Below are 26,136 nucleotides of genomic sequence, written 5' to 3'. Positions count from 1 at the left end.
GTGGAGGTCGGTGGAATGTCAGTGCGAATGGCGCGGCACGGCAGAACCTCTGCAGCCCACCAGAAAGTCGAAGTCGCAGCCCTCGTCGGCCTGCAGCACATGGTTGACGTAGAGCTTCTGGTAGCCGCCGCCGCGCGTGCTCATGGGTTGCGCGTCGGTGCCGGTCAACGACGCCAGGCGCGAGGCCAGTTCTTCGTCGCTGATGTCCAGGTGCAGCCGCCCCGCATCGCAATCGAGCTCGATCCAGTCGCCGTCGCGCACCGCCGCCAAAGGCCCGCCGTCGGCGGCCTCGGGCGCCACGTGCAGCACCACCGTGCCGTAGGCCGTGCCGCTCATGCGTGCGTCCGAGATGCGCACCATGTCCTTCACGCCCTGGCGCAGCAGCTTGGGCGGCAGGCCCATGTTGCCGACCTCGGCCATGCCGGGGTAGCCCTTGGGGCCGCAGTTCTTCAGCACCATCACGCAGCTCGCGTCGATGTCGAGGTCTTCGTCGACGATGCGTTCCTTGTAGTGCTCCAGGTTCTCGAACACCACCGCGCGGCCGCGGTGCTTGAGCAGCTCGGGCGTTGCGGCCGAGGGCTTCAACACCGCGCCGCGCGGCGACAGGTTGCCGCGCAGGATGCGGATGCCGCCGTCGGCGATCAGCGGGTTGCTCAGCGGGCGGATCACCTCGTCGTCGAGGCTGGGCGCCTCGCGCACGTTGTCCCAGATCGACTGGCCGTTGACCGTGAGCGCACCGGGGTGCGGCAGCAGGCCGTTCTCGCCCAGGCGGCGCAGCACGGCGGGCAGGCCGCCGGCGTAATAGAACTCTTCCATCAGGAAGCGGCCCGAGGGCATCAGGTCGACGATGGTGGGCGTGTGGCTGCCGATGCGCGTCCAGTCTTCCAGCTCCAGCTCGACGCCGATGCGCCCCGCGATCGCCTTCAGGTGGATCACCGCGTTGGTCGAGCCGCCGATGGCCGCGTTCACGCGGATGGCATTCTCGAAGGCCTCGCGCGTGAGGATCTTCGACAGCGTGAGCCCTTCCTTGGCCATCTGCACCGCGCGCATGCCCGACATCTGCGCGAGCACGTAGCGCCGCGCGTCGACCGCCGGAATGGCCGCGTTGTGCGGCAGCGAGGTGCCCAGCGCCTCGGCCATGCAGGCCATGGTGGAGGCCGTGCCCATGGTGTTGCAGGTGCCCGCCGAGCGCGACATGCCGCCTTCGGCCGAGAGGAACTGGTGCAGGTTGATCTCGCCCGCCTTCAGCGATTCGTGCAGCTGCCACACGGCCGTGCCCGAGCCGATGTTCTTGCCGTCGAGCTTGCCGTTGAGCATGGGCCCGCCCGTGACCACGATGGCCGGGATGTCGCAGCTCGCCGCACCCATCAGCAGCGCGGGCGTGGTCTTGTCGCAGCCGGTGAGCAGCACCACCGCATCGACCGGGTTGCCGCGAATGGCCTCTTCCACGTCCATGCTCGCGAGGTTGCGCGTGAGCATGGCGGTGGGCCGCAGGTTCGACTCGCCGTTGGAGAACACCGGGAACTCCACCGGAAAGCCGCCCGCCTCCGAGATGCCGCGCTTCACGTGCTCGGCGATCTTTCGGAAGTGCGCGTTGCACGGCGTGAGCTCCGACCAGGTGTTGCAGATGCCGATGATCGGGCGGCCATCGAACTCGTGGTCCGGAATGCCCTGGTTCTTCATCCAGCTGCGGTACATGAAGCCGTTCTTGTCGGCCGAGCCGAACCACTCGGTGGAGCGCAGTTTCTTCGGGGGGGTCTTGGATGTGGGGTCCGACATGCGGAAGTCCTGATGAAAGCTGGAGAGAGAAAAAAAGAAGTCGTCAGCGGCGCGGCGAGCGCGACGTGAAGAAGCGCTGCAGCAGGCAGAACACGAACAGCAGCGCGCCGACCACGATGCGCGTCCACCACGAGCTCAGCGTGCCGTCGAAGGAAATCAGCGTCTGGATGATCCCGAGCATCAGCACGCCGAACAGCGTGCCCGCCACGTAGCCCACGCCGCCCGTGAGCAGCGTGCCGCCGATCACCACGGCCGCGATGGCGTCGAGCTCCAGCCCCACCGCATGCAGGCCGTAGCCCGAGAGCATGTAGAAGGTGAAGATCACACCCGCCAGCGCCGAGCAGAAGCCCGAGAGCGTGTACACGCCGATGAGCGTGCGGCGCACCGGCAGGCCCATGAGCATGGCCGAATGCTCGCTGCCGCCGATGGCATACACCGCGCGGCCGAAGGGCGTGCAGTGCGCGATGAACATCGCCGCCAGCAGCACCACGATGGCGATCACCGCGCTGATCGACACCGAGGCTTCGCCCCAGATCGGAATGCGGATCTGCGAAACCTCCGAATAGAACGCGTTGGTGATGCTGATGGAGTCGATGCTGATCAGGTAGCACAGCCCGCGCGCCAGGAACATGCCCGCCAGCGTGACGATGAAGGGCTGCAGCCTGTAGCGCTCGATGAGCAGCCCCATGAATGCCCCGAAGGCCGTGCCCATCGCCAGCACCAGCGGAATGACGATGCCCGGGCTCCAGCCGTGCTTCTCGACCAGCGAGGCCGAGACCATGGTGGTGAGCGCGATCACCGAGCCCACCGACAGGTCGATGCCGCCCGAGAGAATCACGAAGGTCATGCCCACGGCCACGACGATCAGGAAGGCGTTGTCGATCAGCAGGTTGAGGAACACCTGCGCCGAGAAGAAGCCGTCGTAGAACACCGAGCCGAGCGTGGCCACCAGCAGGAACAACGAAATGGTCGCGGTCAACGGCAGGTACTTCGGGTTGAGCCGGTTCCTGCCCTTGCCCCCGGCCTTGCTCCCTCTCCCGCTCGCGGGAGACGGCTGGGGTGAGGGTCCGCTATCGATCACCGCGCTCATACCTTGGCCCCTTCACCCACCGGCCGCTGCACCAGCGACCGGATCTCGGCGCGAAACTCCGGCGATTGCAACAGCATCACCGCGAACACCACCCCTGCCTTCACGACCAGGTTGATCTCCGGCGGCACCCCCAGCGAATAGATCGCATAGGTCAGCGTCTGGATGATCAGCGCGCCGATCACGCTTCCCACCAGGCTGAAGCGCCCGCCGGTGAGTGCCGTGCCGCCCAGCGTCACGGCCAGGATCGCATCGAGCTCGATGAGCTGGCCGGCGTTGTTGCCGTCCGCGCTCTTCACGTTGGAGCTGATCAGCAGGCCCGCCACACCCGCGCAAGCACCGCAGAACGCATAGGCCCCGACGACCAGCCGCCGCGCCTGCACACCCGCCACGCGCGCCGCGGTCGGGTTGATGCCCACCGCCTGGATGAACAGGCCCAGCGCCGTGCGCGTGATCGCCAGGTACAGCAGCACGAACACCGCCGCCACGATGAACAGCGAGAACGGCAGGCCCAGCAGGTAGCCGCTGCCCAGGAAGAAGAAGGGCTTGTAGTAGATGGTGATGATCTGCCCGTCGGCAATCAGTTGCGCGATGCCGCGCCCGGCCACCATGAGAATGAGCGTCGCGATGATGGGCTGCATGCCCACCTTGGCGACCAGCAGGCCGTTCCACAGCCCGCACAGCAGCGCGATGCCGATGGCCGCGGCGATGGCGAGCGACATGGGGAAGCGGCTCACGTCGTTGGCCACCGAGCCCCCGATCATCCAGGCCGCGAGCGACGCCGCAATGGCCACCACCGCGCCCACCGAAATGTCGATGCCCCGCGTGGCGATCACCAGCGTCATGCCCAGCGACACCAGCACCAGCGGCGCCGCGCGGTTCAGGATGTCGATCAGGCTGCCGTAGAGATGGCCGTCGCGCCATTCGAGGTGGAGAAAGCTGGCGTTGAAGGCGGTGTTCACTGCGAGCAGGAGCAGCAGTGTGATGAGGGGCCAGGCGAGGCGATGGCGCATGAGGGATGAAAGGCGGTTCATGTCTTCTGCCTTGCTCCTTCCCCTTCCGGGGGAAGGCTGGGATGGGGGCACGCGGCCTTCGACATCGCGCGAAGGTGAAGGCCGCGCGCCCCCACCCCGACCCTCCCCCGGGAGGGGAGGGAGAAATATCCGGGCTCAATGCAGGACGCGTTGCCCATGTCTTGCTCCTTCCCCTTCCGGGGGAAGGCTGGGATGGGGGCACGCGGCGCTTGCAATGTGGCAGCGCCTGATCGGAGGCGGCTTGCCCCCACCCCTGCCCTCCCCCGGCGGGGGAGGGAGAAAGACAAAAGAAGCTCGTGCGTCATGCGGCTGCAATCATTTCGTAGACCTCGTCCTCAGAAGAGCCCCCCGGCAGCTCCCCCACCTTCTTCCGATCCCGCAGCACCACGATGCGATGCGCCACGCGCACCACTTCGCTCATCTCCGACGAGATGAAAACCACCGCCATGCCCGCGCGCGCAAGCCGCAAGATCTCTTCCATGATTTCCTGCTTCGCCGCCACGTCGATGCCGCGCGTGGGCTCGTCGAGGATCAGCAGGCGCGGCTCGGTGGCGAGCCAGCGCGCGATCATGGCCTTCTGCTGGTTGCCGCCCGAGAGCAGGCCGATCGGTGTTTCGACGCTCGCGGTCTTGATGCCCAGTGACTTGACGAAGCGCTCGGCCATCTCGGTCTGCTCGGCGTGCGACAGAAAGCGCTTGGTACCGAGGCGCGCCTGCAGCGCCAGCGCGATGTTCTCGCGCACCGACAGCTCGGCGACGATGCCGTCCGTCTTGCGCTCCTCGGGGCACAGCGCCAGGCCTTCGCGGATCGCATCGGCCGGGTTCGAGAAACTGACGGAACGCCCGTCCACCTTCAGCACGCCACGGTCCGGCAGTTCGAGCCCGAACAGCAGGCGCGCCAGTTCCGTGCGGCCCGCGCCCAGCAAACCCGCGATGCCGACCACTTCTCCGGCGCGCACCCGCAGGTCGGTCGCCTGCAACTGGCCGGCCTGGCCCAGCCCCTCGGCCTGCAGCAATGCCGGCGCGGCCTCATCGAATGCCGGCAAGGCCGCGGGTCGCGCCGACTGCGCCGCCAGCTCGCGCCCGAGCATCGCGGCAATCAACGCCTGCGGTCCCAGGTCGGCGGCGCGCCACTCGCCGATCCAGCCGCCATTGCGCAGCACCGTGATGCGGTCCGACACCGCGTACATCTGGTTGAGGAAGTGCGTGACGAACACGATCGCCAGGCCCTCGCCGCGCAAACGCCGCAGCACCTCGAACAGCTTCTCCACCTCGTCGTCGTCCAGGCTCGAAGTGGGCTCGTCCAGGATCAGCACCTTCGACGACACGCCCAGCGCGCGTGCGATGGCCACCATCTGCTGCACCGCCACCGAGTAGCTCGACAGCAGCCGCGTCACGTCGATGTCCAGCCCGATGCGCGCCAGCAGTTCTTCGGCGCGCCGGTTCACCAGCGCCCAGTCGATGCGAAAGCCCTGCGCCATGCCGCAACGCGGATAGCGCCCCGCGAACACGTTCTCCGCCACCGACAGGTTCGGGCACAGGTTCACTTCCTGGTAGACCGTGCTGATGCCCAGCTTCTGCGCCTCCAGCGGCGACTGCGGGCGAATGGCCTGCCCGTCGAGAAACGTCTCGCCGCCGCTGGACGGCAGCACGCCCGTCAGCACCTTGATGAGCGTCGACTTGCCCGCGCCGTTCTGCCCCATCAGCGCGTGGATCTCGCCGGGGTACAGGCGCAACTGCACGTCGCGCAGCACCGGAATGCCGCCGAACTGCTTGTGGATGCCCCGCAGCTCGAGCACGGGCGATGGGTTGCTGTCAGCCATGCGCGTTCACTTGTTCTTGTTGTAGACGTCGATGAACACCGCCGCCAGCAGCACCAGCCCCTTGATGACCTGCTGGTAGTCGATGCCGATGCCCAGGATCGACATGCCGTTGTTCATCACGCCCATGATGAAGGCGCCGATCACCGCACCCATCACGCGGCCCACGCCGCCCGAGGCCGACGCACCGCCGATGAAGCAGGCCGCGATCACGTCGAGCTCGAAGCCCAGGCCCGCCTTGGGCGTGGCGGTGTTGAGCCGCGCGGCGAACACCAGGCCCGCCAGCGCCGCGAGCGCGCCCATGTTCACGAAGGTGAGGAACGCAAGCCGCTGCGTCTTCACGCCCGACAGCCGCGCCGCCTTCTCGTTGCCGCCCAGCGCATAGATGCGCCGGCCGATGGTGGTGCGGTTGGTGACGAAGTCGTACACCACGATCAGCACCGCCATCACGATCAGCACGTTGGGCAGGCCCTTGTAGGTCGACAGCAGGTAGCTGAAGAACAGGATGATGGCCGCGAAGAACAGGTTCTTCACCAGGAAGAAGGCGTAGGGCTCCTGCTCCATGCCGTGCGCCTTGAGCTTGGCGCGCCCGCGCAGCTTGAAGAACACCAGCGCCGCGGCCGCCAGCACGCCCACCACCAGCGAGGTGGTGCGCAGCGCGTCGCCACCCAGCGGATCGGGAATGAAGCCCGAGCTCAGCCGCTGGAACTCCACCGGAAACGGCCCCACCGACTGCCCCGCCAGCAGCGCCAGCGTGAGCCCCTTGAACACCAGCATGCCCGCCAGCGTGACGATGAACGACGGGATCTTGCGGAACGCGACGAACCAGCCCTGCGCCGCACCGATGACGGCGCCCGCAAGAATGCTCACGATGGCCGTGGGCACGAAGTGCCACTCGTACTCCACCATCAGCACCGCCGCCAGCGCGCCGATGAAGCCGCACACCGAGCCCACCGACAGGTCGATGTGCCCCGCCACGATCACCAGCAGCATGCCCAGCGCCATGATGACCACGTAGCTGTTCTGCAGCAGCAGGTTGGTGAGGTTCAGCGGCCGCAGCAGCGTGCCGTCGGTCAGCACCTGGAACAGCACCATGATCGCGACCAGCGAGATCAGCATGCCGTACTCGCGCAGGTTGTTCTTCAGGAAACCCGCATGCAGCTTCGGTGCCTCTGCGACAGGCGCGGCGCCCTGCAACGCGTTGACTTCAGGCCGGGACATGGACAGTGCTCCCCGCGCTCACGATGGCGTGCATGATGCGTTCCTGCGAGGCCTCGGCGGCCGTCATTTCGGCGACGAAGCGCCCCTCGTTCATCACGTAGATGCGGTCGCACATGCCGAGCAGTTCCGGCAGTTCCGAAGAGATCATGAGAATGCCTTTGCCCTCGCTCGCGAGCTGGTCGATGATGGTGTAGATCTCGTACTTGGCGCCCACGTCGATGCCGCGCGTGGGTTCGTCCAATATCAGCAGTTCGGGTTGCGTGAAGAGCCACTTGCTCAGCACCACCTTCTGCTGGTTGCCGCCCGACAGGTTGACCACCAGCTGCTCGACGCCCGAGCAGCGGATGTTGAGCGCCTTGCGGTAGTCGTTGGCCACCTTGAATTCGCGGCCGTTGTCGATCACGGTGCGCTCGGACACGGCGTCCAGGTTGCCCAGGGTGATGTTCTTGCGGATGTCTTCCTCCAGCACCAGCCCCAGGCCCTTGCGGTCTTCGGTGACGTAGGCGATGCCGTGGTCGATGGCCTTGCGCACCGTGCCCACGTCCACCGGCTTGCCGTGCATCAGCACCGAGCCGCTGATGCGCTGGCCGTAGGACTTGCCGAACACGCTCATGGCCAGCTCGGTGCGGCCCGCGCCCATGAGGCCCGCAATGCCGACGATCTCGCCCTGGCGCACCGTGAGGCTCACGCCCTTGATCTGCTCGCGGTCGGCGTGCAGCGCGTGGTGCACGCGCCAGTCGCGCACCTCGAACACGGTCTCGCCGATCTTCGGCGAGCGCTGCGGGTAGCGGTGTTCCATGTCGCGGCCCACCATGCCGCGGATGATGCGGTCCTCGCTGATGGGCTGCGTGCGGCAGTCGATGCTCTCCACGGTGGCGCCGTCGCGCAGCACCGTCACCGAGTCGGCCACCTTGGCGATCTCGTTGAGCTTGTGAGAGATGAGGATCGACGCGATGCCCTGGCGCTTGAGTTCCAGCAGCAGCATCAGCAGCGCGTCGCTGTCCTTCTCGTTCAGGCTGGCGGTGGGCTCGTCCAGGATCAGCAGCTTCACCTCCTTGGCCAGCGCCTTGGCAATTTCCACCAGCTGCTGCTTGCCCACGCCCAGATCGGTCACCAGCGTGGTGGGCAGCTCTTTCAGCCCCACCTTGGCCAGCAGCTCGCGCGTCTTCGCATAGGCGGCGAACCAGTCGATCACGCCGCGGTGCGCAATTTCGTTGCCGAGAAACAGGTTCTCCGCAATCGACAGCAGCGGCACCAGCGCCAGCTCCTGGTGGATGATGATGATGCCGAGCTTCTCGCTGTCGGCAATGGTCTTGAACCGGCGCTCCTCGCCTTCGAAGTGAATCGCGCCGGTGTAGGAGTCGCACGGGTACACGCCGCTCAGCACCTTCATGAGCGTCGACTTGCCCGCGCCGTTCTCGCCGACCACCGCGTGAATCTCCCCGGCGCGCACGCTGAGGTTGACGTTGCTCAGCGCCTTCACGCCGGGAAAGGTCTTGGTGATGCCGCGCATCTCCAGGATGGCGCCGGCATCGGCGGTGCGGCCTTCGATGCTCACTTGATCTGGCTTTCCTTGTAGTAGCCGCTGTCGACCAGCACCTGCTTCCAGTTCGAGGCGTCCACGCTCACCGGCTTGAGCAGGTACGAGGGCACCACCTTGATGCCGTTGTTGTAGGTCTTGGTGTCGTTCACCTCGGGCGTCTTGCCCGAGAGCATGGCGTCGGCCATGGCCACGGTCACCTTGGCCAGTTCGCGCGTGTCCTTGAACACGGTCGAGGTCTGCTCCTTGCGCAGGATCGACTTGACCGAAGGCACCTCGGCGTCCTGCCCCGACACGATGGGCATCGGCTGCGCGGCCGAGCCGTAGCCCACGCCCTTCAGCGACGACAGGATGCCGATGGACAGGCCGTCGTAAGGCGACAGCACCGCGTCGACCCGGTCCTTGGTGTAGTACGCCGACAGCAGGTTGTCCATGCGCGCCTGCGCCACCGCGCCGTCCCAGCGCAGCGTGCCGACCTTGTCCATGCCCATCTGCTTGCTGCGCACCACCAGCTTGCCGCTGTCGATGTACGGCTTGAGCACCGACAGCGCGCCGTTGTAGAAGAAGAAGGCGTTGTTGTCGTCGGGCGAGCCGCCGAACAGCTCGATGTTGAACGGGCCCTTGCCGCTCTTCAGGCCCAGCGCCGCCTCGATGGACTGCGCCTGCAGCACGCCGACCTGGAAGTTGTCGAAGGTGGCGTAGTAGTCGACGTTCTTCGAGCCCTTGATGAGCCGGTCGTACGCGATGACCTTCACGCCCTTGTCGGCAGCCTTCTGCAGCACGTCGGACAGCGTGGTGCCGTCGATGGCCGCGATGACCAGCACCTTGGAGCCCTTGGTCACCATGTTCTCGATCTGCGCGAGCTGGTTGGGAATGTCGTCGTCCGCGTACTGCAGGTCGGTCTTGTAGCCCTTGTCCTTGAAGTACTTGACCATGTTGGCGCCGTCGGCGATCCAGCGCGCCGACGACTTGGTGGGCATCGAGATGGCGATCAGGCCCTTGTCCTGCGCGTTGGCCAGCGGCGTGAAGCCGACGATGGCAAACGCGATGCCCGCGAGCGAGGCCTTGAGGAAGTTGCGTTTCATAGATGTGCTCTCAGTACTTGCGGTTCGGGAATTCCTTGGCGGCGACTTCCATCGGGAAGATGCTCTCCACCGTCACGATGCGCTTGGGCAGCGTCTTGCCGTCCTTGATGTCCTTCACCGCCTGCATCAGCTGCGGCCCGAGCAGCGGGCTGCACTCCACCGACACGTTGAGCTTGCCGGCGATCATGGCTTCGAAGGCACCCTTCACCCCGTCGATGGAGATGATGGTGATGTCCTTGGCGGGCTTCAGGCCTGCCTCTTCAATAGCCTGGATGGCGCCGATGGCCATGTCGTCGTTGTGCGCGAACAGCACGTTGATCTTCTTGCCGTCGGCCTTCAGGAAGGCTTCCATCACCTCCTTGCCCTTGGCGCGCGTGAAGTCGCCGGTCTGCGAGCGGATGATCTTGAACTTGGGGTCGGCCTTGATGATTTCCTCGAAGCCCTTCTTGCGGTCGATGGCCGGCGCCGAGCCCACGGTGCCCTGCAGCTCGACGATGTTCACGTCGCCCTTCTGGTCCTTCATCTTCTCGACCAGCCAGCGGCCGGCCTTGCGGCCTTCCTCGGTGAAGTCCGAGCCCATGAAGGTCACGTAGAGCGTGTCGTCCTTGGTGCTCACCGAGCGGTCGGTCAGCACCACCGGGATCTTGGCGGCCTTGGCCTCGCGCAGCACGGTTTCCCAGCCCGACTCGACCACCGGCGAGAAGGCGATCACGTCGACCTTCTGCGCAATGTACGAGCGGATGGCCTTGATCTGGTTTTCCTGCTTCTGCTGCGCGTCGGAAAACTTCAGCTCGATGCCGGCGTCCTTGGCGGACGACTTGATCGACTCGGTGTTGGCCGTGCGCCATTCGCTCTCGGCGCCCACCTGGGCGAAGCCGAGCACGAGCTTCTTCTGCGCGAAGACGGACACGGGCAGCATGCTGCCGATGGCGGCGGCTGCGAGGGCGGTGTTGAGGGTGCGGCGATTCATGGTCATGGGATGTCTCCTTCTTGATGTCTTGAGGACTTTGGCTGTGGTGCCGATTGGCTGTTGCAATGAAACCCCGTCCGGTCAGGCCAGCATGTAGCCGGTCTTCACCGTCGTGTAGAACTCCGAGGCGTGGCGCCCTTGTTCGCGCGGCCCGTAGCCCGACCCCTTGCGGCCGCCGAAGGGCACGTGGAAGTCCACCCCCGCGGTCGGCAGATTGACCATCGTCATGCCGACCACGGCATGGCGCCTGAAATGCATGGCGTGCTTCAGCGAGTTGGTGCAGATGCCCGCACACAGTCCGAAAGGCGTGTCGTTGCACAGCGCCAGCGCATGGTCGTAGTCGTCGGCGCGCAGCACGCAGGCCAGCGGGCCGAAGATTTCTTCGCGCGCGATGCGGTGCGAGGGTTTGGCCAGGAACAGCGCAGGGCTCATGTAGTGGCCCGGCGTGGCGCGCTGCAGCGCTTCGCCGCCCCACACGTGCTCCGCACCCTCGTCGCGCGCGATGCCGACCCAGGCCAGGTTCTGCGCCAGGCACTCTTCGTCGGCCACGGGCCCGATGTCCACGCCGCGCTCCAGCGCGTGGCCGATGTTCAGTGCCTTCAGGCGCTGGCGCAGCCTGGCGACGAAGGCGTCGTGCACCGGCGCCTCGACGATGAGCCGGCTCGACGCGGTGCAGCGCTGGCCGGCGGAGAAGTAGGCGCCCTGCACCGCGCAATCGACGGCGCGGTCGAGGTCGGCGTCGGCCAGCACCATCAGCGCGTTCTTGCCGCCGGTTTCCAGCTGCACCTTGGCACGCCGCGTGGCGGCCGCCTGCAGCACGCGTTCGCCGTTGGCGGCCGAGCCCGTGAAGCTCAGCGCATCGACCAGCGGGCTGTCGACCAGCGCCTGCCCCACCTCGCGGCCGCTGCCCATCACGAGGTTGAAGGCACCGGCCGGCAAGGCCGCGCGGCTGATGATCTCGGCCAGCGCCCAGCCGCAGGCCGGCACCAGCTCGGCCGGCTTGAACACCACGCTGTTGCCATGCGCCAATGCGGGCGCGATCTTCCAGGCGGGAATGACGAAGGGCGAGTTCCACGGCGTGATGAGCCCGACCACGCCCACGGGTTCGCGCGTGACGTCGACCTGCACGCCCGCGCGCACCGAGGCCACGTGCTCGCCGCCGCCGCCGCCTGCACTTGCGCGAATGGCTTCGCCCGCGAAGAACTTGAACACCTGGCCCGCACGCGCCACCTCGGCCACCGCCTCGGGCAGCGTCTTGCCCTCCTCGCGCGCCAGCAGCAGGCCCAGGTCGTCCTTGCGGGCGAGCAGCTCGGCGCCGATGCGGTCGAGCACGTCGGCGCGCCGCTGCGGCGTGCTGTGGCTCCAGTGGGGAAAGGCCTCGGTGGCCGCGCGGACGGCGAGCTCGGCCTGGCGGCGGTCGGCACGTGCGTACTCGGCCACCACTTCGCTGGTGTCCGAGGGATTGGCGCTCACACCCGTGGTCGCGCTGGTTTCCCAGCGGCCGTTGATGTACTGCCGCACGTTCTGATGGATCTCGCCGTGAATCACCGGGACGCGAACCTTGTCTCTGTTGTTCTGGATGTGCAGGCAGTCTAGGAACAGAATTGATATCGATCCAATCGTTTTTTAGACAAAATGCATATCGATCGCCGGATTCTGGAAAACCCGATCAGACCTTCGTTTTCACACCCATGACCAACTACAACCACTGGTTCATCCGCGCCCGCCTGAAGACCCGGCAACTGCTTCTGCTCGTGGCACTGGCCGAGGAAGGCAACATCCATCGCGCCGCGCAGGTGCTCAACATGACGCAGCCCGCCGCCTCCAAGCTGCTGAAGGACCTGGAAGACGTGCTGGAGGTCTCGCTGTTCGACCGCCTGCCGCGCGGCATGCGCCCCACCTGGTACGGCGAAACCATGATCCGCCACGCCCGCGTGGCGCTCGCCAGCCTGAACCAGGCGCACGACGAGCTCACGGCGCTGAAGGCCGGGCGCTTCGGGCAGGTGAGCGTGGGCGCCATCACCGCCCCCGGCCTCACGCTGATGCCGCCGGCGGTGGCGATGGTCAAGCGCGAGCAGCCCGACCTGCGCGTGTCATTGGAGATCGAGACCAGCCCGGTGCTGATCGAGCGGCTGGAGCAGGGCAAGCTCGACATCCTGGTGGCGCGCCTCTTCGCCGAGCACGACAAGTCGCAGCTGCGCTACGAGGCGCTGACCGAGGAACCCGTGTGCGCGCTGGTGCGTCCGGGCCACCCGCTGCTGGGCGTGAGCGGGCTCACCTTGCGCGACGTGGTGAGCGCCGGCTGGATCGTGCCGCCCTCGGGCAGCGTGCTGCGCCACCGCTTCGAGCTGATGTTCCAGGAGGAGGGCCTGGCCCCGCCGACCAACACCATCGAAAGCTCGGCCCTGCTGTTCATCACGCGCATGCTGCAGCAGAGCGACATGGTGGCAGTGCTGGCGACCGACGTGGCGCGCTACTACGCGTCGCACGGCATCGTGTCGCTGCTGCCGCTGGACATGCCCTGCCACATGGACGCCTTCGGCATCATCACGCGCACCGACCGCCTGCTGTCGCCGGCGGCCAAGGTGATGATGAAGGCGCTGAAGACCGCGAGCATGAGCGTCTACGGCCGCAAGCTAGAGATCGACTGACCGACCAGGCTCAGGTCCAGCCGGCGTCCACCGTGAACTCCTGCGCGGTGCACATCTTCGCGTCGTCCGACGCCAGGAACAGCACCATGCGCGCGATGTCTTCCGGCATCAACTTGTCCGGCAGGCACTGGTTGCGCTGCAGCGACTTCTCGCCCTCTTCGTCGAGCCACAGCGCCACCTGCCGTTCGGTCATCACCCAGCCGGGCGACACGGTGTTGATGCGGATGCGGTCCTTCCCCAGGTCGACCGCCAGCCCGCGCGTGAGGCCGTTCACCGACGACTTGGCGATGGCATAGCAGGGGTAGCCCGAGCCCTTGGTCTGCCAGCCCGTGGAGCCCAGGTTCACCACCGAGCCGAAGCCCAGGCGCTTCATTCCCGGCACCACCGACTGGATGGCGAACAGCGCCGGCCGCTCGTTGATGGCCATGCGGTTGTCGTAGTAGTCGGGCGTGACCGACTCGAGCGTGTGGCGGTCGTCGCTCGCCACGTTGTTGACCAGCACCGCGAAGTCGCCGAGCTCGGCCGCCGCGTCGGCAATCGCCTTCTGCAGCGCGGCAATGTCGCGCACGTCGCAGGCGCGCCACCACGGCGCGGCATGGCCGGCGCCGGTGATCTGCTGCGCGAGCGCCGCGCTCGCGCCCTCGGCGATGTCGACGAAGGCCACGCGCGCGCCCTGCGCCGCGAACGCCGCGACGATGGCCGCGCCGATGCCGCTGCCGCCGCCGGTGACGAACACCGAGCGGCCCTGCAAGCTCGGATAGATGGAAAGTGGGGGGGAATTCAAGAAAAGTCTCCAGAAGCGCATCTCATGCCATTGCAAAAAGCATATCAATTGATGCCAATTTATTTAATTTCCGTTATCAATATGCCTTGATACGATCCGCCGCGTCAAGCAGACAAGAAGGATCCAATGAACAAGACAGAGACAAACACCCCCTCCCCGCTGGCGGCGCCCCGCGCCGTCAGCGAACCCGAATGCATCTGGCCTGCGGCGGCCAACCTCGGCGAAGGCACGCTGTGGTCGGTGCGCGAGCAGGCGCTCTACTGGATCGACATCCTCACGCCGCGCCTGTTCCGCCACGACCCGGCCACGGGTGCGCAGCGCATCTGGCACTTCGACGAAGAAATCACCGCCATCGCCGAGCGCGCCACGGCACCGGGTTTGTTCATCACCCTGCGCCGCGGCTTCGCGCTGTTCGACACCACCGCGCCGGGCGACGACGCCACGCCGCGCTACCTGCACCAGCCCGAGACCGAACGCACCGGCAACCGCTTCAACGACGGCAAGTGCGACAGCCGCGGCCGCTTCTGGGCCGGCAGCATGGACTTCGAGTGCAAGGCGCCCACCGGCGCGCTCTACCGCTACGACGCCGACGGCCGCTGCACCCGGCACGACGACGGCTTCGAGGTGACCAACGGCCCGACCTGGTCGGGAGACGGCCGCACGATGTACTTCAACAACACGGTGCTGAACCACCTGTACGCCTACGACTTCGAGATGGCCGAGGGCACCGTGTCGAACCGCCGCCTGTGGCACCGCTTTCCCCAGGGCGACGGCCTGCCCGACGGCATGACCACCGACGCGGCCGGCCGCCTGTGGATCGCGCACTGGGACGGCGCCTGCGTCACCTGCCACGACCCGGTGAGCGCGGTGGAGCTGTGCCGCATCGCGCTGCCCACCGGCAACGTGACCGACTGCGCCTTCGGCGGCGCCGACCTGCGCACGCTCTACATCACGACCGCGCGCAACGGCCGCACCGAAGCCCAGCTGAACCACGAGCCGCTGGCCGGCGGCCTGTTCGCGGTGCGCATCGACAGCCCCGGCGTGCCGGCGGCGCTGTTCGCCGGCTGACGCGCGCGCCGATCCGCACGATTCGCGCGTGCTTCACACGCGCTTCAGCCGATGCCGAAGCGGTGTTCGGTCGCGCTGGTGAACACCTCGCCCGGGCGCAGCACCGTCGACGGAAAGCCCGGCTGGTTGGGTGAGTCGGGGAAGTGCTGCGTTTCCAGGCACAGCCCGTCGCCCTGGCGCAGGCTCGCGCCCGCGCTGCCGAAGAGGCTGCCGTCGAGGAAATTGCCCGAATAGAACTGCACGCCGGGCTCGCTGGTGTGCACCTCCATCACGCGGCCCGTGGCCTCGTGTTCCAGGCGCGCCGCGAGGGCCAGGCCCTGATGATGGACAGGCCGGTCGAGCACCCAGTTGTGGTCGTAGCCGTGCGCGCGCAGCAGCTGCTCGTGGCCTTCGCGGATGCGCTCGCCGATGCGCGTGGCCGTGCGGAAGTCGAACGGCGTGGCCGCCACGTCGGCCAGCCCCAGCGGGATGAGCGTTGCGTCCACCGGGCAATAGCGGCTCGCCGGCAGCGTCAACCGGTGGTCCATCACCGAGCCGCTTCCCGCCAGGTTGAAGTAGTCGTGGTGGCTCAGGTTCAGCACGGTGGGCTTGTCGGTGGTGGCGCTGTAGTCGATGCGCCAGGTATTGCTTTCGGCGGCCAGCGTGTAGCGCACGGTCAATTTCACTTCGCCCGGGTAGCCCTCCTCGCCGTCGGCGCTGGTGCGGTGCAGTTCGACGGCGATGTCGCTGCCCGATTCTTGCGCCGACAGCGGCACGATCTCCCAGTAGCGCTTGCCGAAGCCCGTTGCGCCGCCGTGCAGCGAGTTCACGCCGTCGTTCAGCCCCAGCTGGTGCGATGTTCCGTCGAGCGTGAAGCGCCCGCCGCCGATGCGGTTGGCATGGCGCCCGACGATGGTGCCCAGGTGCGGATGCGGCTTCAGGTAGTCGGCCAGCGACGGCAGGCCCAGCACGACGTTCGCGGCCTGGCCGTGCCGGTCGGGCACGCGCAGCGCGGTGACGATGCCGCCCAGGTTGATAGCGCTCAGGCTCAGGCCGCGGCCGTTGTCCAGGGTGTACTCGGTGACGACGCGGCCGTCGGGCATGCGGCCGAACTCGCGCGAGGTGATGCTGTTGCTCATGGGGTTCCTGACTGGATTCTGAAACGGGATGCTGTCACCGGGGAGCCATGGCCTCGCGCGCGCACTCCGAGGCGGTGAGCAGCGCAATGCGGTCCTTGAGGTCGTGGAACTCGGGCGGCTCGGCCGCGTGCGTGCGCAGCTCGATGCGGTGGCCCGCCTTGCCGACCGCATCGGCAAAGCGCTGCTGCAGCGCGAAGGGCGTGTTCCTGTCGTCGCGGTTGCCGATCAGCACGATGCGCCGCGCCGGGTCGCGCGCGATGCCGCTCACATGGTCGAGCGGGTCGTAGAACTGCGCGCTGCCGGTGGTGTCGGTGCGCCCGTCGTTCGAGCGGCCCAGCAGGCGCGCGCGCTCCAGCAGCCCGTAGGCGCCCGAGGTGAGCACCGCGCAGGCCACGCGGGTGCGCCCCAGCGTGAGCAGCGCGGCGCCCGCGGTGGCGCCGCCGCTGTGGCCCACGATGACCAGGCGCTGCAGTTTGTGGCGCTGCATGAGCGCGTCGAGCGCGGCATCGAGCGCATGGAACTCCACCGGCTGGCGCCGCTTGCGGTGGTCGCCCGACGAGCCGTAGGTGCCGGGCCGCGCCACGAAGATCCACGGCACGCCCGCGAGGTCGCGGCTGCGCTGTGCGTCGCGCGTGCGCAGCGCCTCGGTGTTGCCGGGAATGCGCGCGGGCGGCTGGTCCATCACGCCGTCGCGGTCGCCCGAGAACTGCACGACGGCGATGCGCGCACCTTCGATGTCGCCGCTCGCAAAGTAGCGGATGCAGGCCGGCCCTTCCACCGGCTGCACCCACAGGAAGCCGGGGCGGTCGGGGCAGGTGGCGCGGTCGGCGGGCTGGTTCCATTGCAGCACCTGGTCGTCGCCCGCGGCGAAGGGCCGGGGCACGTCGGGGCCGGTGCGCTGCGCGCAGGCCGTCTGCACGATGGCCAGCAGCACCAGCGCTGCGCGGGTGTGGCGCCGAAGCAGGTCTCGCAGGGTCATAGCCGCTGCAGCAGGCCGGGAATGCGGCCGAAGTCGGAGCGGTCGCGGTCGCCCTTCACCAGCACCAGGTCGCCGTCGCGCAGGAAGCCGCCGAGGTACAGCGCGAGTTGCGCGGCGTCGTCGAAGTGCGGGCCGAGCAGCGCGGCCGGCATTTCCTCGCGCAGCCAGCGCATCTCGTTGCCGTGCGTCACCACATGCTGGATGCCCGAGGCCAGCAGCGGCGCCGCCAGGCTGCGGTGCATGGCCTCGGCCTCGTCGTCGAGGTTGACGATGCGCCCGAGAACGCCGATCTTGCGCGCCACCGGGCCGTGCGCGTCGCGCTGCCAGGTGCGCACGAACTCCATGGCGTTGCGCATCGACATGACCTCGGCGTTCCAGCTGTCGTCGATCAGCGTGGCCTGCACGCCGGCCTGCGTGCGCAGCGCATGCACCTGCATCACCGAAGCCGGCAGGCGCACGTGCGGCATGCGCGCGCAGGCGGCCTCGGCGTCGAAGCCCATGGCCATCAGCGCGGCGAAGGCCAGCGCCGAGTTGCGCACCAGCCCCGCGCTGTCGACCGGAAACAGGTACTCCAGCGTGCGCCCCGGCACCGCGATGCGCACGCGGCAGCCGCCGCCGGGCTCGGGCCGGGTGTCGACCACCCGCACGTCGGCGTCGGGCCCGGTGCCCACCACCCAGATGGCGCCCGCGGTGCAGGCGGCGGCCTGCACCACCTGCTGCAGGCAGGCGATGTGGTCGGGCACGATGGCCACGCCGCCGGGCTCCAGCCCCAGGAAGATGCGCGACTTGTACTGCGCCGTGAGCTCCAGCGTGGACGCCTGCCGCGTCTGCGACAGGCCGATCTCGGTGATCAGCGCCACGTGCGGGCGCGCCAGCAGCGAGATGGGGCCGCGGTCCATCCACAGGCCGCTCTGCGCCATCTCGAGGATGCACACGTCCGCGTCGGGCGCGAGGTTGGCCAGCATGGCGGGCACGCCCACGCGCGAGTTGTAGTTGTCGATGGTGGTGAGCACGCGCGCGCGCTCGGGCAGCAGGTCGCGCAGCATGGCGATGGTGGACGACTTGCCGACCGTGCCGGTCACGCCCACCACCAGGCCCCGGTAGCGCTCGCGCGCGGCGGCGCCCATGGCCAGCATCGCGGCAATCGGGTCGGCCACCTGCAGCAGCGGAAAACCGGTGGCCAGCCCCTCGACCGGGTGCGCGACCACGGCGCCGGCCAGCTCGTGCTGCAGCGCGGGCAGGTCGCGGTGGCGGTCCCAGTTGTCGGCGCGCGGCTTGCTGTAGTTCTCGTGCGCGGCCAGCGTGCGGAAGTCCGACGCGATGAACAGCGCCGGCTTCGGCAGCAGCCCCATGTGCACCGGGCCGCGCACCACGGCATTGGCGAACCAGCCCGGCGGCGGCTCGACCAGCCAGCGGCCACCGGTGACCCGCTGCAGCTGCGCGGCCGTCCAGACGGGCTCAGCTTCGGCACCTGCACCGGCCCGGTCGACAGCGAGCACCGGCGCCGGACGCTGCGGCAACGGCGTGGGCAGCGCCGGCACGCGCAGCCCACACCACATCGCCAGGCGGCGCGCAGGCAGTTCCGCCGCGCCGGGTGGGCCACCGCGCAGGCGCACTTCCAGTTGCAGCACGTCGCTGGTCATCAGGCCGGGGCGCGGCGGGCGCAGGCCGTAGCGGTCGTGATAGATGCGGCCCGGCTCCCACCGGCTGGTGGGCCACATCCAGTCGCAGGGGTCGTGGTCCATGCTTGCGCCCCATGCCGGCATGCGGGTGCTGCGCATCGGCAGCGCGCGGAACTGCACGCGCAGGTCGTCGGCCACCGGCGCGTCGGCGGTCCAGAAGGACTCGACCCACAGCAGGCGGCGCCCGGCGATCTGCCGTGGCGCGCAGCGCAGGCCCACCAGCCGCAGGGGGCCGAGTTGCAGCGGCGTGATGCGCGCGTCGGCGGGAACCTCGTCGACCGTCCATTCGGGGCGCGGCGCGCGCACCGGGCCGACCAGGGGCGCCGGGCGGAATGCCTGCGCGGCCGGTTGCGCGCGAAAGGCGGGCCGCACGGCGGCGCGTTCTGGCGGCGACAGCCGCACGGCGCAGCGCCCGCCCGGCAGCGGCGCCGTCTGCGTGCCGAGCGCGCGGCATTGCGCGGCGAAACGCTCGCCGAGCGCCACCGCCTCGTCGCCCTCGCGCTGGCGCGAAAACCCGAAGCCCACGCCGATGGGCGTGAACACCACCTGCTCCACGCCGCGCGCGCCCAGCACGAGCGAGAACACGCCCGAATCGCCGAAGTCGTCGCGCACCGAGTCGAACAGCAGGTCGCCCGCGTCGTGCAGGATCGGCCGGTCGCGGTAGACCTCGATGCCCTGCAGCACATGCGCCGAGGTGCCGAGCACCGCGTCGGCGCCCGCATCGACGATGGCGTGGCCGACCGCGATCTCGTCCTTCGAAGGCTCGGTCTCCAGGTTGTCGCCCCAGTGCACCGCCACCAGCACCACGTCGGCCTCGCGGCGCGCGGCCTCGATGCGCGGCGCGAGCGTGGCGGTCCAGGCGGCGGGGTCATGCAGCGGCAGCCAGGCCGTGCCCGGGCGCAGCGCCGTCGCGGCAAAGCGCGGCTGCGTGGCGTCGAGCGAGAACAGCGCCACGCGCACGCCGCCCGCGCGACCGAACGCGGGGCGCAGCGCGGCCTCCAGCGTGGGGCCGCTGCCGGCATGGGCGATGCCTGCGGCATCGAGCAGGCCCTGCTGTTCCATGAGCGCGTCGGGGCCGTAGTCGCCGCTGTGGTTGTTGGCGGTGGCCACCATGCCGATGCCGGCCTCGGTGAGCACCGCGAGCATCTCGGGCCGCGCGCGGTAGTAGTACGGCGCGGTCTCGTCCTTGTCCACGCCCTGCTCACCGACGGTGGCGACCACGCATTCGAGGTTGACGATGCGCAGGTCGGCCTCGCGCAGCGCGGGAATGTCGCAAAGCATCCGGTGCGCGCCGCCCAGCTCGTGCAGGCGGTAGTGCTGGCGGCGCGACAGGTTGACGTCGCCGCCCCAGGCCACCAGGCCGGTGGCCGCAGCGGGGGTGTCCGCGCCCGCGCGCTGCGCCTCGCGTTCCTTCAGCATCCGGTGGTACGCCACATAGCCCGACAGGTAGTGCTCCACATCGTCGATGCGCACCCTGAAGCTGTGGTGCTTGATGAAGAACGAGCCCGAGATGCGCGCGGGGTTGCGAAAGAACATCGCCAGCTCGGGCCAGAAGTGGCCGTTGGCGAGGTAGCGCGCGCGGAACTCCAGCGCGCGGTCGAACTTGTCGCGGTCGAGCCCGGCCAGCAGCGGCTGCAGCGCCGGGTCGGCCTCCATGCGCAGCACCATCTCGCGCGCCGCCATCATCAGTTCGAGCAGCGTCGGGAACGTGGTGATGCGCTCGAGCACGAAGTCGAGGTAGCCCGCCACGTTCTGCAGGCCGAAGCGGTAGTAGCGCGTTTCGGGCCGGTAGCGCGTGAGCTCGTTGACGCAGTAGCTCAGCCAGTGGTCGTGCGCGCGCCAGTGCTCGGCCGCAATGAAGTGTTCGAAGGCCTTCTCCACCACCGCGAGCCAGCGCGCGTCGCGCGTGAGGCCGTACAGCCGCATCAGCCCGAACGCGGCCTCGCCGTCGTAGTAGATGACGCGAAAGGTGTCCTTCACGTCGAGCGCGGGCGCGTTCAGCACATGCACGAAGCTGCCGGTGTGCGCGTCCTGCATGTGGCGGATGCCCAGCGCCAGTTGCTCCATGAGGGGCAGGTGCTGCCGGTCGCCGGTGAGCTCGGTGTACTTCACCAGCGCAAGCAGGCACACCGCGTTGCCGCCGAGCTTGATCTCGCTGCCCACGTCCAGCAGGTAGGCGGCGCGCGTGCCGTCCGGCAGGTCGGCCGGGCGGATGAGGCTGCCGGTCAGCAGGGCCAGCGAACGGTCGATGGCGGCCTTGAGCCTGTCTTGCGGCCTGCCTTGCGGCGCGTCGCTGCGCGTGAGCTCCCAGGCCTCCAGCATCGCGTAGGTCGAGCTCGCGTGGCGCAGCGTGTTGTAGGTGGGAATGGTGCGGTCGAAGCAGGGAAACCAGCCGTAGTGGAATTCGCCGTTGGGCTTGACCTGCTCGGCCAGGTAGGCGCTCGCGTCGTCGACCAGTGCGTGGATCTGCGGCGCGTGCCAGTCGCGCAGTTCGCGAAAGCCGGCGGCCTGCCCTTCGGCGGTGATCGGCCAGGCGCCCTTGGCGTCGACATACACGGCGCGCGTGGTGAAGCACCACACGGGCGCCGCGTCGTCCGCCGGAAAGTCGATCTCGCGGCCGAAGCGGCGCTTGCAGTGCAGGCGCAGGTTGCCGGTGTTGGGCTCGGAATGGTCGACGTCGCCGTTGTAGAGGATGGCGCTGCCGTGCATTTCCTGCGCGAGCAGCGCCACCTCGAAGCCCGCGTCGAGCGCGATGCCCTGGTTGAAGTAGTTGCGCTTGGTGTGCGCCAGCTTCGCTTTCAGCGCGCCCCAGGTCATGGGCGTGACCTGGTCGACCAGTTCGGCGCGCAGGCGCTGCGGCATGCCCTGCGCGCGCTGCGCCTGGGCCGCCGCGGCCTCGGCGGCGCGGCGCCAGGCCGACGCCACGTCGCTGCCGCGCCCCGAGACCACGCGGGCCCGGCTGCCGTCCTCGCCCAGGGCCAGGAACACGACGCAGCCCGAAGCGTCGGTGGCCGGCGGCACCGGAGGCAGCGCACCCGACGGGTCCGACAGGGCTTGCCTGGCGCGGTTCAACAGATCGGAGAGAGGGTTCGGGTCTAGGTTCATGCAGCGGCGAATGATGACAGTGCACACAGGGCCGTGTCACCCCGGAAACCCAGGGTTCGCGGCCCTCGGGGACGGGTCAGCGCCCGCCGGCAGGGCCCGCCGAACGCGCCGAGCGCGACCGGGCGCGGGCGATCCAGCTCCACAGCGCCAGCATCACGACCACGAGCGAAAAGCCGGCCCACGAGAAGGCGATGTCGCTCAGCTCGACCTGCGGGAACCAGGCCTTGGCCAGGTTGTACGCCGCCACCGCATAGGAGATGCAGACGATCAGCCAGCCCAGGATGCGCCGCGCCTTGCGTCCGGCCTCGGGCCCTTCGGCGCTGCGGCTGATGCGGCAGACCAGGCGCCCGTCGAGCGTGTCGGTGATGACCATGCCCGCGGTGAAGGTGAGGCCCGCGGCCAGCGCGGCCCATGCGCCGCCGTCGCGGTTGCTGGCCACGTAGCCCCAGGCGGCGGCCTGCGTGGCGGTGTCGAACACGGTGGCGAACAGCACGCCGATGACGACGATGGCCCACGCGCTGGACTGCGCCTGCAGGCGGCGCGGAATCAGGCTCATCTTCCAGCCCATCGGCGCGTAGGCCTCCTTGCGGCTGAGCAGCAGCCGGAGGTTGAGGGTGCCGACCAGCAGCAGCAGCGCGGTGGGAATCCACTCGAAGACCTGGACGACCACGGCCGGCGGATCGAGGTGCAGCGTGAGGCGGCTCACCACCACCGCGATGGCCGTCACGAGCAGGCCGTGGCCCACCGCGAACAGCGTGCCCACCCAGCCCGCATGCCGGTGCTTGTGAGACAGCGCACGCCAGGTGAGGCCGTCGATGCAGGCGATGTGGTCGGGGTCGAGCCCATGGCGCAGGCCGAGCACGAACATCAACAGGAGGCCTGGCAGGGGTGCGATTTCAGCGTTCATGAGGTGCGCAGCGTTGGAGCGGCGGGGATCGTACCCCGGGCGGACGCTCTGCGCCGCCGGCGTTCAGGTCAGCTGCGGGTCAGCGTTCGGGGCATCTGCGAACGAGGTCGTGCGGTCGCCACCGCGAATGTCCCCCGCCGGCGCGAGCGCACCCCCGGACGACGCGCCACAACCTCAGGCCCACGCCTCCATCACCGCGCTGCGCACCGCCTCCACGGCCACCGGCCGCTGCTTGCCCTCGGCCGGCGCCACCCAGCACAGCCAGGTGTGCGAACGCCAACCCTTCCAGATGGCCAGCTCGCCGTTGCGCTCGCCCTGCTCCGCATAGTCGCTGCGCAGCAGGCCCGCGCCCATGCCGCTGGCGACCATGCTGCGGATGGCGCTCTCGCCGTCGGCGGTGCGGCCCGGGCGGTACTCGCGGCCCGCGCCGGCGAACAATTTCTCCAGGTGCACGCGCAGGATGCACGAGGGCGGCGTGCCGACCCAGGGCATGTCGGCGAGCTGCTCGAGCGACAGCCCGGGCTGCGCGTCGGCCACCGACTTCGGCAGCGTCACCACCAGGTCCACCGCGCTCAGCCGCACCACCTCCAGCCCCTCGATCTGCGGGCTGTCGCTCAGCACATAGGCGCAGTCGAGCTCGCCGCGCTGCACGCCCGCGAGCGTTTCGTACGACAGCCCCTGCCTGAGCTGCAGCGTCACCTGCGGATGCCGCTCGGCCAGCTTCACCAGCACCTCGCCCAGGCGCAGCGCCACCGGGTCGACCACCGTGCCAAAGCGCACCACGCCCTGCGCCGCGCCGCGCAACTGCTCGGCCGCCGAGCGCATGCGCATGGCGGAGGCCAGCGTGCGTTCGGCCTCTTCCAGCAGGCTCAGGCCCGCCTCGGTCGGCGACATGCCGCGCGGGGTGCGCTCGAACAGCTTCACGCCGAGTTCGTCTTCCAGCGCCTTGAGCTGCGCGCTGACCGCCGGCGCGCTGGTGAACACCCGCTCGGCCGCCCGGGTCAGGCTGCCTTCGCGGGCGATGGCGACGAAGGTCTTGAGTTGGTAGAGCTCCATGGGAGCGGATTGTGAGCGCGGCGGGCGTTTCGGTCTGTTCGCTTTTTTGGAGGCCCCCGTCCAAAGAAGCGAATGGCATTCGCAGCGCCCAGCCCCGATTCTTGGGGCATCGATTCATTGCAAGAGGCCTGCTCCATGTCCCATCGCCAACGTCTGCTCGGCATTGCCGCGCTGCTGCTCGCCACCTCCGGGTGGGGCGGCATGTTCCTGGTCAGCCAGGGCGTGCTGCACCACGTCGAGCCGGCGTGGTTCACGCTCATCCGCTACAGCATGGCCGCGCTGCTGTTCGTGCTGCTCATTCTTCCGCGCGGCGCGGCGCCCTGGCGCAAGCTGCGCCGGCATGCGGGGCCGCTGGCGCTGCGCGGGTTCGCGGGCTTCGGCATCTTCAGCGTGATGCTGCTGGCCGGGCTGGCGCACTCGGTGCCCTCGCACGGCGCGGTCATCATGGCCACCACGCCCATGACCACGCAGCTGCTGCGCTGGGCGCTCGACGGCGTGCGGCCGACCCGCTCGACGCTGGTGGTCACGGCGCTGTCGCTGCTGGGCGTGGCCATCGTCTCGGGGCTGCTGTTCGGCACGCCGCAGGCCGGTGAATCGACGCTCTTCGGCGATGCGGTGGCCTTCGTCGGCACGCTGGGCTGGGTCTGGTACACGCGCGGCACCACGCGCTTTCCGGAGCTCGACGTGATCGAGTACACCGCGCTCACGGTGCTGGCCTCGTGGCCGCTGCTGCTGGGCGTGGCGGTCGTCGGCACGCTGCTGGGGTGGACGCATGCGCCGAGCATGGAAGGCCTGCGCCTGTCGTGGCAGGCGCTGCTGTATGTCGGGCTGGTGTCTTCGGCCATCGCGGTGCTGGCTTTCAACCACGGGGTGCGCACGCTGGGCGCGGTCACGGGCACGGCCTTCATCAACTTCGTGCCGGTGTCGGCGCTGCTGATGAGCGCGGCACTGGGGCGGCTGCCCACGGTGAACGAGGCGGTGGGCATGGCGATGGTGGTCGGCGCGCTGCTGATCCATACCGCCCTGAGCCGCAAGGCTTCCGCGCCGGCCCCGGCACGGATCGCGCAGACCCCGCAGAATCCGCGCAACTACAGCACCTGTGGAGCCGCATCGTCATGAGCAACAGCGCCAGCAAGCCCCTTCTTTTCGAGCCCCTGCGGCTCGGCAACCTGCAGATCGACAACCGCATCGTCATCGCGCCGATGTGCCAGTACTCCGCCACCGAGGGCACGCCGGGCGACTGGCACCTGATCCACCTCGGTTCACTGGCGCTTTCGGGCGCGGGCCTGCTGATCATCGAGGCGACGGCGGTGGAGGCCGAAGGGCGCATCTCGCCCGGCGACCTGGGCCTGTATTCCGACGCGAACGAACAAGGCCTGGCGCGCGTGCTGCACGCGATGCGCGCGCATTCGCCCATCAAGATCGCCATGCAGCTGGGCCACGCGGGGCGCAAGGCATCGAGCCGCGCGCCGTGGAACGGCGGCAAGCAGATTCCCCTGACCGAGGCGGGCAGCTGGCAGTCTTTCGCGCCCTCGGCCGTGCCGCATTCGCCCGGCGAAGACCCGCCCACCGCGCTCGATGCGGCCGGCCTCGCCCGTGTGCGCGATGCCTTCGTGGCGGCTGCGAAGCGCGCGGCGCGGCTGGGCCTGGACGGGCTGGAGATCCATGCGGCGCACGGCTACCTGCTGCACCAGTTCCTCTCGCCCATTGCCAACCACCGCACCGACGGCTACGGCGGCAGCTTGGAGAACCGTCTGCGCTTTCCGCTGGAGGTGTTCGACGCGGTGCGCGAGGTGTTCCCGGCCGACAAGCCGGTGTGGGTGCGCGTGTCGGCCAGCGACTGGGTGCCCGGCGGCTGGGACCTCGACAGCACGGTGGCGTTCGGCCAGGCGCTCAAGGCGCGCGGCTGCGCGGCCATCCATGTGTCCAGCGGCGGGGTGTCGCCGCAGCAGGCCATTCCGCTGGGCGCGGGCTACCAGGTGCCGTTCGCCGAACGCGTGAAGGCCGAGGTCGGGCTGCCGACCATCGCGGTGGGGCTGATCACCGAACCCGCGCACGCCGAAGCCATCCTCGCCAACGGACAGGCCGACGCGGTGTCGCTGGCCCGCGCGATGCTCTACGACCCGCGCTGGCCGTGGCATGCGGCGGCCGAACTGGGCGCGCACGTGAGCGCGCCGCCGCAGTACTGGCGCTCGCAGCCGCGCGAGTTCAAGGACCTGTTCGAGAACGCGAGCTTCGGCGCGCGCTGACC

The 26,136-nt window shown here is 69.0% G+C and carries 19 protein-coding genes; 4 read left to right on the top strand and 15 right to left on the bottom strand.

The annotated features are described in order from the left end of the window. Window positions 1-18 precede the first annotated feature (18 nt). From ACSFBM_RS00705 to ACSFBM_RS00665, 9 genes are all read right to left on the bottom strand, one after another. Window positions 19-1,779 (bottom strand): IlvD/Edd family dehydratase, encoded by a 1,761-nt coding sequence (locus ACSFBM_RS00705; RefSeq protein WP_435482683.1) that lies wholly within the window; start codon window positions 1,777-1,779, stop codon window positions 19-21. 43 nt (window positions 1,780-1,822) lie between these two features. After that, window positions 1,823-2,869 (bottom strand): galactofuranose ABC transporter, permease protein YjfF, encoded by a 1,047-nt coding sequence (gene yjfF / locus ACSFBM_RS00700; RefSeq protein ID WP_435482682.1) that lies wholly within the window; start codon window positions 2,867-2,869, stop codon window positions 1,823-1,825. Next, on the bottom strand, window positions 2,866-3,900 hold the full coding sequence (locus tag ACSFBM_RS00695) for an ABC transporter permease (protein WP_435482681.1): 1,035 nt from the start codon (window positions 3,898-3,900) through the stop codon (window positions 2,866-2,868). Before ACSFBM_RS00695 ends, yjfF begins: the two co-directional genes overlap by 4 nt. Window positions 3,901-4,201: 301 nt before the next feature. Then, window positions 4,202-5,722, bottom strand: coding sequence for a sugar ABC transporter ATP-binding protein (locus ACSFBM_RS00690; protein WP_435482680.1), 1,521 nt, complete (start codon window positions 5,720-5,722; stop codon window positions 4,202-4,204). Window positions 5,723-5,728: 6 nt separating this feature from the next. After that, window positions 5,729-6,940 carry a multiple monosaccharide ABC transporter permease gene (mmsB, locus tag ACSFBM_RS00685; RefSeq protein ID WP_435482679.1) on the bottom strand — a complete coding sequence of 404 codons (1,212 nt, stop codon included), beginning with the start codon at window positions 6,938-6,940 and terminating at the stop codon, window positions 5,729-5,731. Further along, window positions 6,927-8,453 carry a multiple monosaccharide ABC transporter ATP-binding protein gene (gene mmsA / locus ACSFBM_RS00680; protein ID WP_435483704.1) on the bottom strand — a complete coding sequence of 509 codons (1,527 nt, stop codon included), beginning with the start codon at window positions 8,451-8,453 and terminating at the stop codon, window positions 6,927-6,929. The genes mmsB and mmsA overlap by 14 nt, the downstream gene beginning before the upstream one ends. A gap of 41 nt (window positions 8,454-8,494) precedes the next feature. Continuing rightward, window positions 8,495-9,565 carry a multiple monosaccharide ABC transporter substrate-binding protein gene (chvE, locus tag ACSFBM_RS00675; RefSeq protein WP_435482678.1) on the bottom strand — a complete coding sequence of 357 codons (1,071 nt, stop codon included), beginning with the start codon at window positions 9,563-9,565 and terminating at the stop codon, window positions 8,495-8,497. 10 nt (window positions 9,566-9,575) lie between these two features. After that, on the bottom strand, window positions 9,576-10,541 hold the full coding sequence (locus ACSFBM_RS00670) for an ABC transporter substrate-binding protein (protein WP_435482677.1): 966 nt from the start codon (window positions 10,539-10,541) through the stop codon (window positions 9,576-9,578). Between the two features lie 75 nt (window positions 10,542-10,616). Further along, window positions 10,617-12,083: an aldehyde dehydrogenase family protein gene (locus tag ACSFBM_RS00665; protein WP_435482676.1), complete on the bottom strand. Its 1,467-nt coding sequence runs from the start codon at window positions 12,081-12,083 to the stop codon at window positions 10,617-10,619. Between the two features lie 143 nt (window positions 12,084-12,226). On the opposite strand from ACSFBM_RS00665, the gene ACSFBM_RS00660 reads away from it, so the two are divergent. Next, complete coding sequence (locus tag ACSFBM_RS00660) at window positions 12,227-13,186, top strand: LysR family transcriptional regulator (protein ID WP_435482675.1); 960 nt, start codon at window positions 12,227-12,229, stop codon at window positions 13,184-13,186. A 10-nt stretch (window positions 13,187-13,196) separates the two neighbouring features. On the opposite strand, the gene ACSFBM_RS00655 is transcribed toward ACSFBM_RS00660, so the two are convergent. Beyond that, window positions 13,197-13,991: an SDR family NAD(P)-dependent oxidoreductase gene (locus ACSFBM_RS00655; protein ID WP_435482674.1), complete on the bottom strand. Its 795-nt coding sequence runs from the start codon at window positions 13,989-13,991 to the stop codon at window positions 13,197-13,199. Window positions 13,992-14,096: 105 nt separating this feature from the next. Here ACSFBM_RS00655 and ACSFBM_RS00650 point away from each other — a divergent pair, with 105 nt between their 5' ends. Next, window positions 14,097-15,038, top strand: a complete 942-nt coding sequence (locus ACSFBM_RS00650) for an SMP-30/gluconolactonase/LRE family protein (RefSeq protein ID WP_435482673.1) — start codon at window positions 14,097-14,099, stop codon at window positions 15,036-15,038. A gap of 44 nt (window positions 15,039-15,082) precedes the next feature. Here ACSFBM_RS00650 and ACSFBM_RS00645 read toward each other — a convergent pair whose 3' ends face one another. The 5 genes from ACSFBM_RS00645 to ACSFBM_RS00625 all read right to left on the bottom strand — a co-directional run bounded on the left by ACSFBM_RS00645 (window position 15,083) and on the right by ACSFBM_RS00625 (window position 23,885). Then, a complete protein-coding gene (locus tag ACSFBM_RS00645; RefSeq protein ID WP_435482672.1) occupies window positions 15,083-16,156 on the bottom strand; it encodes an aldose epimerase family protein in 1,074 nt (357 codons plus the stop codon). Between the two features lie 34 nt (window positions 16,157-16,190). Beyond that, window positions 16,191-17,135 (bottom strand): alpha/beta hydrolase family protein, encoded by a 945-nt coding sequence (locus ACSFBM_RS00640; RefSeq protein ID WP_435482671.1) that lies wholly within the window; start codon window positions 17,133-17,135, stop codon window positions 16,191-16,193. Beyond that, window positions 17,132-21,922: a CapA family protein gene (locus ACSFBM_RS00635; protein ID WP_435482670.1), complete on the bottom strand. Its 4,791-nt coding sequence runs from the start codon at window positions 21,920-21,922 to the stop codon at window positions 17,132-17,134. Before ACSFBM_RS00635 ends, ACSFBM_RS00640 begins: the two co-directional genes overlap by 4 nt. Window positions 21,923-21,998: 76 nt before the next feature. Beyond that, complete coding sequence (locus ACSFBM_RS00630; protein WP_435482669.1) at window positions 21,999-22,829, bottom strand: HoxN/HupN/NixA family nickel/cobalt transporter; 831 nt, start codon at window positions 22,827-22,829, stop codon at window positions 21,999-22,001. A gap of 174 nt (window positions 22,830-23,003) precedes the next feature. Continuing rightward, window positions 23,004-23,885: a LysR family transcriptional regulator gene (locus ACSFBM_RS00625; RefSeq protein WP_435482668.1), complete on the bottom strand. Its 882-nt coding sequence runs from the start codon at window positions 23,883-23,885 to the stop codon at window positions 23,004-23,006. 135 nt (window positions 23,886-24,020) lie between these two features. On the opposite strand from ACSFBM_RS00625, the gene ACSFBM_RS00620 reads away from it, so the two are divergent. Next, window positions 24,021-25,004 carry a DMT family transporter gene (locus ACSFBM_RS00620; RefSeq protein ID WP_435482667.1) on the top strand — a complete coding sequence of 328 codons (984 nt, stop codon included), beginning with the start codon at window positions 24,021-24,023 and terminating at the stop codon, window positions 25,002-25,004. Continuing rightward, complete coding sequence (locus ACSFBM_RS00615; RefSeq protein WP_435482666.1) at window positions 25,001-26,134, top strand: NADH:flavin oxidoreductase/NADH oxidase; 1,134 nt, start codon at window positions 25,001-25,003, stop codon at window positions 26,132-26,134. The genes ACSFBM_RS00620 and ACSFBM_RS00615 overlap by 4 nt, the downstream gene beginning before the upstream one ends. Window positions 26,135-26,136 lie beyond the last annotated feature (2 nt).

Source organism: Variovorax pasteuri, assembly GCF_051216435.1.
Lineage (GTDB): Bacteria > Pseudomonadota > Gammaproteobacteria > Burkholderiales > Burkholderiaceae_C > Variovorax.
The sequence above is the reverse complement of the archived record's forward strand: the minus strand, read 5'-3'. Positions and strand labels throughout refer to the sequence as shown.

Coding starts and splice junctions, on each gene's coding strand:
- ACSFBM_RS00705 (WP_435482683.1), bottom strand. CDS start 1,779: ATGTCGGACCCCACATCCAAGACCCCCCCGAAGAAACTGCGCTCCACC.
- yjfF (WP_435482682.1), bottom strand. CDS start 2,869: ATGAGCGCGGTGATCGATAGCGGACCCTCACCCCAGCCGTCTCCCGCG.
- ACSFBM_RS00695 (WP_435482681.1), bottom strand. CDS start 3,900: ATGAACCGCCTTTCATCCCTCATGCGCCATCGCCTCGCCTGGCCCCTC.
- ACSFBM_RS00690 (WP_435482680.1), bottom strand. CDS start 5,722: ATGGCTGACAGCAACCCATCGCCCGTGCTCGAGCTGCGGGGCATCCAC.
- mmsB (WP_435482679.1), bottom strand. CDS start 6,940: ATGTCCCGGCCTGAAGTCAACGCGTTGCAGGGCGCCGCGCCTGTCGCA.
- mmsA (WP_435483704.1), bottom strand. CDS start 8,453: ATGCGCGGCATCACCAAGACCTTTCCCGGCGTGAAGGCGCTGAGCAAC.
- chvE (WP_435482678.1), bottom strand. CDS start 9,565: ATGAAACGCAACTTCCTCAAGGCCTCGCTCGCGGGCATCGCGTTTGCC.
- ACSFBM_RS00670 (WP_435482677.1), bottom strand. CDS start 10,541: ATGACCATGAATCGCCGCACCCTCAACACCGCCCTCGCAGCCGCCGCC.
- ACSFBM_RS00660 (WP_435482675.1), top strand. CDS start 12,227: ATGACCAACTACAACCACTGGTTCATCCGCGCCCGCCTGAAGACCCGG.
- ACSFBM_RS00655 (WP_435482674.1), bottom strand. CDS start 13,991: ATGCGCTTCTGGAGACTTTTCTTGAATTCCCCCCCACTTTCCATCTAT.
- ACSFBM_RS00650 (WP_435482673.1), top strand. CDS start 14,097: ATGAACAAGACAGAGACAAACACCCCCTCCCCGCTGGCGGCGCCCCGC.
- ACSFBM_RS00645 (WP_435482672.1), bottom strand. CDS start 16,156: ATGAGCAACAGCATCACCTCGCGCGAGTTCGGCCGCATGCCCGACGGC.
- ACSFBM_RS00640 (WP_435482671.1), bottom strand. CDS start 17,135: ATGACCCTGCGAGACCTGCTTCGGCGCCACACCCGCGCAGCGCTGGTG.
- ACSFBM_RS00635 (WP_435482670.1), bottom strand. CDS start 21,922: ATGAACCTAGACCCGAACCCTCTCTCCGATCTGTTGAACCGCGCCAGG.
- ACSFBM_RS00630 (WP_435482669.1), bottom strand. CDS start 22,829: ATGAACGCTGAAATCGCACCCCTGCCAGGCCTCCTGTTGATGTTCGTG.
- ACSFBM_RS00625 (WP_435482668.1), bottom strand. CDS start 23,885: ATGGAGCTCTACCAACTCAAGACCTTCGTCGCCATCGCCCGCGAAGGC.
- ACSFBM_RS00620 (WP_435482667.1), top strand. CDS start 24,021: ATGTCCCATCGCCAACGTCTGCTCGGCATTGCCGCGCTGCTGCTCGCC.
- ACSFBM_RS00615 (WP_435482666.1), top strand. CDS start 25,001: ATGAGCAACAGCGCCAGCAAGCCCCTTCTTTTCGAGCCCCTGCGGCTC.